Origin of the sequence: uncultured Campylobacter sp. (assembly GCF_963517995.1) — a bacterium.
Taxonomy (GTDB): Bacteria; Campylobacterota; Campylobacteria; order Campylobacterales; family Campylobacteraceae; genus Campylobacter_A.
The window spans coordinates 1-5,979 of sequence record NZ_CAUQHQ010000135.1 but is presented as its reverse complement, the minus strand read 5'-3'; the positions used below and the strand labels follow the sequence as shown (position 1 = coordinate 5,979).

At 44.0% G+C, this 5,979-nt stretch carries 1 protein-coding gene, 1 tRNA gene and 1 pseudogene; all 3 read right to left on the bottom strand.

The genetic code is table 11. From position 1 onward, the window contains the following. Positions 1-3,216: pseudogene (locus RYL88_RS10930) on the bottom strand (surface layer protein SapB11); the annotation flags it as partial. A gap of 660 nt (positions 3,217-3,876) precedes the next feature. Next, positions 3,877-3,953 (bottom strand) — tRNA-Arg (locus RYL88_RS10925). A 140-nt stretch (positions 3,954-4,093) separates the two neighbouring features. After that, the coding region (gene fusA, locus RYL88_RS10920) for an elongation factor G (RefSeq protein ID WP_314991256.1) at positions 4,094-5,979 on the bottom strand (1,886 nt) is incomplete at its 5' end.

The following is a 5,979-nucleotide window of genomic DNA, read 5'->3' as shown; positions in this document are numbered from 1 at the left end:
CGTCGTATCCGTAGAGAATGCAACAGCAGATAAATTCAAGAAAGACGTAGAGCCTGTTTTTACGTCGCTTAGATCTATGGTTTCAAGCTTAGAGGTCGTACCCGTATTAAATTTACCGTTTACGATCAAATTTACATTTTCGCCGGTTGCCTTAAAGGTCTTTAGATCATTAGGAGATGCGGTATTATCGTCAAATTTAACATAGACATTAGTGTTACCGTCGGAATTTGACTGAACGCCTTTCGCCTCTAAAGAAATAATGTCTTGGTTTGCTCTAGCGCCGCCGAAATTTGCTTTTATGGTATTCGTCGTAGCGTATGAGTTGTAGTTATCTTTGTCACTCTTTAGACCGGTATCGATCTCTTCGCTATAGTATGTAGGAGAGTTAAATACGGCTGCTTTAAATTTGATATTTTGGCCAAAAAGCTCGCCTACATTATAGCTACCTGCTACCTGAGATAGGTCGATAGTATTGTTAATAGTCTTGTCGTTACCTATCTTACCCACCCCGTTAGCATGCGGGTTGGAGACAGTCGTATATTGCCCGCCGCTACTAGCTAGGCTGACGTTGCCCCTAGCATTGCCTGCACTGATCTCTATATCTCTTGCGATGATATTGCCTATTAGGAGGTTGGTAATATTGTTCGCATTTACCCTAAACGTCCCCTCGGTAACTACGGATGCTTCCGTAGTGCTCGCGCCATATTGGAAGTTGTGCGTAACGTTACTCCAGTTGTCAAAATGCGCTTGCATCGTATCGTTGGCAACAGTGTTTATACCGTTAGCTATCTCCGCTTGACCTTGCATGTCATTTAGGTTAACGTTTATGTTACCTTTTGTGAAGATACCTTTATTGGCCTTAAATGAATTTAAATGCTCAGCTTTGATACCGATAGACTGAGCGGTGTCGGTAGTGCCTGCGCCCGCGCCGCTACCTTTGCCGATGACGTTATCGGTGAAGAAGACTTTGCCGGTTTTGATATTGTTTGAAGCAAGACCACTAGCGTTAATCTGCTGGATAGCCTCGAATTTTCTATCGCCGATAGCCTCGAAATTTGTATCCGTGTTGATATTAAACACTTTTAGCTTTTCAAGGAAGGTGGCGTCAACGTTACTTAAGATGTTTGACTTTGAGTTTATGGTTAGCTTGTCAAATGCGCCGCTAAGGTCTCTTTGGTTTGCACCGGCGGTAGTGCTAAGATCGGCCAGAGCCACATTAGTTATGCTTATGCCGGTAGTATTTGCGTGGGAGTTACCTAAAGTACCCGGAGAGTTGAAATTTACGGTTATATCTTTAGCTCTAGGGGCGATGATGCCTATGCCTTCATTTGCATGCATTCTATCAGTGTTTACCCAGTCGCCTGCTATCTTTTGCGCATATACGTTTTTACCGATATTTACGGTTACTTTTTCGCTCTCGTCGGCAGATACGTATGCGGTTACCTTGCTTCTTAGACCAGGAACGGTAGGGTTTATGATAGCTTCGCCTACCGGATTTCTAGGATCTATGGTGTTTTCTACATTGATGTTTTCTAGATAGCCGTTTGTAAACTGCGTAGTACCATAAGGGCCGCTAGCAATAACAGGGTTGCCGCTCTCGTCAAGAGCCGGTTTATCTACGGTAACGCTTTTTATAGACGAATTTACTACCTTTAGATTGTCTTTAAATTTGCTCGTATATAGATGAGTGACGTCTGAGCCGGTAAAATCTGCCGTAGCGGTACTGTTGGCTACGCCGGTATCCACCTTCTCGATGCCGACTTTTTCTACGTTTTTGATGTTAAATCTATTCTCGTTGGCTTTTAGATGTTTTACGATCACTTCGTCGTTACCCGCTCCGCCGTCTATCTCGAAGTACGGTCTAGCGTTTGCCGCACTAACGTCTTTAAAGTCTAAATTTATGACGTCTTTACTGCTACCGCCTTTGATGATGCTAGTAGCGCCGGAAGGAGTAGTAGCTAAAGCCTTGTAAGTATAATCAAGAGTGGCCGTAAAGGCTGATGCGTCGAATTTTTCTATACGGTCGCTTTCGGCTTTTACCGTTAGGTCGGTGTTGCCTTTTACGGTTATATTTTTATAGTGATTTCCCGTATCTGCACCGGATTTTATAGTTACGTTACTCTTCTCGCCCTTAGTAGAGATGTTTAGATTTTCGATATTAGGGATATTGATACCCGCATTATCGCTTCCTGTTACGCCAGTGATAGCGTATTTGTGTAAATTTACCTTATCTAGGGTTAAATTTTGAGTATCGTTAACGCCAGCGATAGTGCTTGAGTTGTAGTCTAGCTTAAAGCCGTCAGCAGCGTTGCTAGTTACGTTTTGGAGGCTGATATCCACGATATTTTGCGGATTTAGCAAATTTAAACCGTTTTGGCTATCTAGGGTTACTTTTTTAAGACCCTCTATGCCTCGCGCGTTAAAGGTCTTAGCCGTAGGCGCCGTAGAGGTTAAATTTAGGTTATCGATATGCTTGATATAGCCGGTAGTCATGCCGTTAAAGCTATCGTTTACTCTAACGTTTAGGGTGTTTTCTCCGCCGCCGCCATCTATCTTATCGGTAGGTTTTAGAGTAGCGTTACTTACGACGCTGTCGGCTACGGCGTTAAATATATCCTGACCCACGCTTCCCAGTATCTCGTTTGAATCCGTGCTTAGGTTATGTACGGTAGAGGCTGCTAACGCGTCTATCCTAGCTTTTTGCTCATCTAGGTTGGTAGCCGTAGTAGTTTTTATAATCTCCTGAAACTCTCTGTAATCATAGTCTCCGGAGAGGTCTTGCCTGATATCGGCGATCTTTTGCGCCATATAAGAGGCTACCTCTGTTTTGTTGGCAAATACCGCCGCCGCTACCGGGTCTGCAGCTCTAGCTTCTGCAGAAGTGGCTACTTCAAATAGTTTAACTAGAGTATCTCCTCTGCTGTGACCTGCGTCTAGGTGTCTAACCCATGCATTGATACCGTCCGGGTCTCTTACATAGTCTTTACCTAGGATGTTTTTGTAGATAAGCTCTACATAGCCTCTGTTTGTGCTTATGTCTATACCTAGACTAGCATAATAAGGCGCCGTAGCCGGAGATGCCAGCATCTCGTTGGCTATCTGAGCCTGCGTTTTGGTCGCGCCTGCGGCTACCCACGCTCTAAAGCCGTCGCCTTCCGGGGCTCTGTTAAATAACGCAACGTAAAGCTGCGCTACTTGGGCTTGTGTTACTGCCATTAAGGACTCCTTTATAAAATTACTTGATGTTTTTAGTGTTCTATTTACAGAAAACTATCGCCAATTATACCATAATTTTTATAAAATGAAGGGAAGCGTTTTTTAATTTAGCTAGGCGATCGCTACAAAAAACGACAATGTTCAAGGTGTATAAATAAAATTTTTGTCTTATGTTGCGGCCGTAGTAGCGTTAAATTTACCAAAAACTTTTTGGCAATGCTTAGCCTGGTTTTTAGAAACTTGATGTATAGATTTGCCGCATTTAAATATTTTGCGGAGCTTTTTAACGGCTAATAAACAAAGATGTCGCTAGGCTGCTGGCTTGCCAAATTTACCATTTAAGCCGTCTAAGCGCGGCAGTAAGCAAATGCGCACCTATAGCTATCTTATGGATTTTTTAATTTATCTTGAGCCTAAAATTTAAGCCGCATCTAATAAAAGACTAAAATTTTACCGTATCTGTCGGTTTTTAAAAAGCGAATAGTATAGTCGTGTCAGAAATCGTACTAAGAAATTCTAGAATTTAGCCCAATTTAGTAGTATCAATAGATCGCTTTTCTTTTTAAGCTAACCATAAGTGAAATTACTACATAAATATGTTGTATACGTATTTTGAAGGCTTAAGGAAAGTCCATAAATTGGGGGTATATTTTAGGCAGATGGTGTCCCCAGCGAGATTCGAACTCACGGCCTCAGAATTAGGAATTCTGCGCTCTATCCAGCTGAGCTATGAGGACATACAAGTAATAAATCAACTAAATTTAATAGCTTATTAAATTTTATTAAATAAAAACACGACTTGCCCCGACTACGAGAAGTTGCCGGCGGTCGCTTAACTAAATTTAAGGCGAGGACTCGCATCCCCGCCAAATTCGGCTTAGCCGTTTCTTTTCTTGATAATCTCTTCGCTGACGTTCTTTGGAACTTCCTCATAGTGGTCAAATTCCATAGAATAAGTAGCGCGACCTTGCGTCATAGAGCGAAGGTCAGTAGAGTAACCAAACATCTGAGCTAGCGGGCAGAAAGCCGTGATGATCTTGCTTCCGTTTCGCTCATCCATAGAGTTTACTTGACCGCGACGTTTGTTTAAGTCGCCGATAACATCGCCCATATAATCCTCAGGCGTCTCAACCTCAACCTTCATCATAGGCTCAAGGATAACCGCGCCCGCCTTTCTAGCACCCTCTTTGAAGCCCATAGAAGCAGCTAGTTTAAACGCCATTTCAGACGAGTCGACCTCATGGTAGCTACCGTCAAATAGGGTAACCTTAACGTCCTCAACCGGATAGCCGGCAAGCACGCCGCTTTGTAGCGCCTCTTTGCAGCCTTTTTCAACCGCCGGGATATACTCTTTAGGAACTACGCCGCCTTTAATATCGTTAACGAACTCAAATCCGCTAGCCGCAGGTAGCGGCTCAAGGCGCAAGAATACGTGTCCGTACTGACCGCGACCGCCTGATTGTTTAGCGTATTTATACTCTTGCTCGACTGTTTTGCGGATAGTCTCGCGGTACGCGACTTGCGGTTGACCCACTTCGGCATCGACTTTAAATTCGCGTAGCATTCTATCTACGATAATCTCAAGATGAAGCTCGCCCATACCGCTGATGATGGTTTGACCGCTTTCTTCGTCGGTACCCACTCTAAAGCTTGGGTCTTCTTGAGCTAGCTTTTGAAGCGCGATAGCCATTTTTTCTTGATCAGCTTTAGTTTTTGGCTCGACAGCAACGCTGATAACCGGCTCAGGGAAGTCCATCTTCTCAAGGATAACCTTGTCTTTTTCGCTTGCAAGGGTATCGCCGGTCAGGGTATTTTTTAGACCTACGACCGCGCCGATCTCGCCCGCGTGAAGAATCGAAATTTCCTCGCGTTTGTTTGAGTGCATTTTTAGCAAGCGACCGATTCTTTCTTTATTATCCTGAACGGTGTTATAAGCATAGCTACCGCTCTCAAGGCTACCGCGATAAACGCGGATAAAGGTAAGCTGTCCGACAAACGGGTCGGTCATAATCTTAAACGCAAGAGCTGCAAATTCGCCGTTATCGGTGCTTTCTACCGTTACTTCGCTACCGTCTTCATAAACGCCCTTAATCGCCTCGATCTCATCAGGTGCAGGCAAATATGCTACGACCGCGTCAAGTAGGGGCTGGATGCCTTTATTTTTAAATGCCGTTCCGCAAAGCATAGGAGTTATCGTCATTCTTAAGCAACCCGCTTTGATACCTTTTTTGATCTCTTCTTCGCTTAGCTCCTCGCCTGAGAAAAATTTCTCCATCAAGCTATCATCGGTTTCAGAAACCGCTTCGATTAACTTAGTGCGGTACTCTTCTGCCTTTTCTTTTACATCCGCCGGGATCTCTATCTCTTTATAGTCAGTCGGCTTTTTGTCGTCTTCCCAAACGTAAGCTTTCATTTTAACCAAATCGACTACGCCTCTAAAGTTATCCTCTGCGCCGATAGGAATTTGAATAGGCACCGGATTTGCTTTTAGACGGTTTCTGATTTGGGACTCGACGTTATAAAAATTTGCGCCGATTCTGTCCATTTTATTTACGAAAACGATTCTTGGGACGTGATATTTATTTGCCTGTCTCCAAACGGTCTCAGACTGAGGCTGTACGCCGCCGACTGAGCAAAATACCGAAACGGCGCCGTCAAGAACGCGCATAGAACGCTCGACTTCGATAGTAAAGTCGACGTGGCCCGGAGTGTCGATTAAATTTATTTGGTGATCTTTCCAAAAGCAAGTGGTCGCCGCAGACG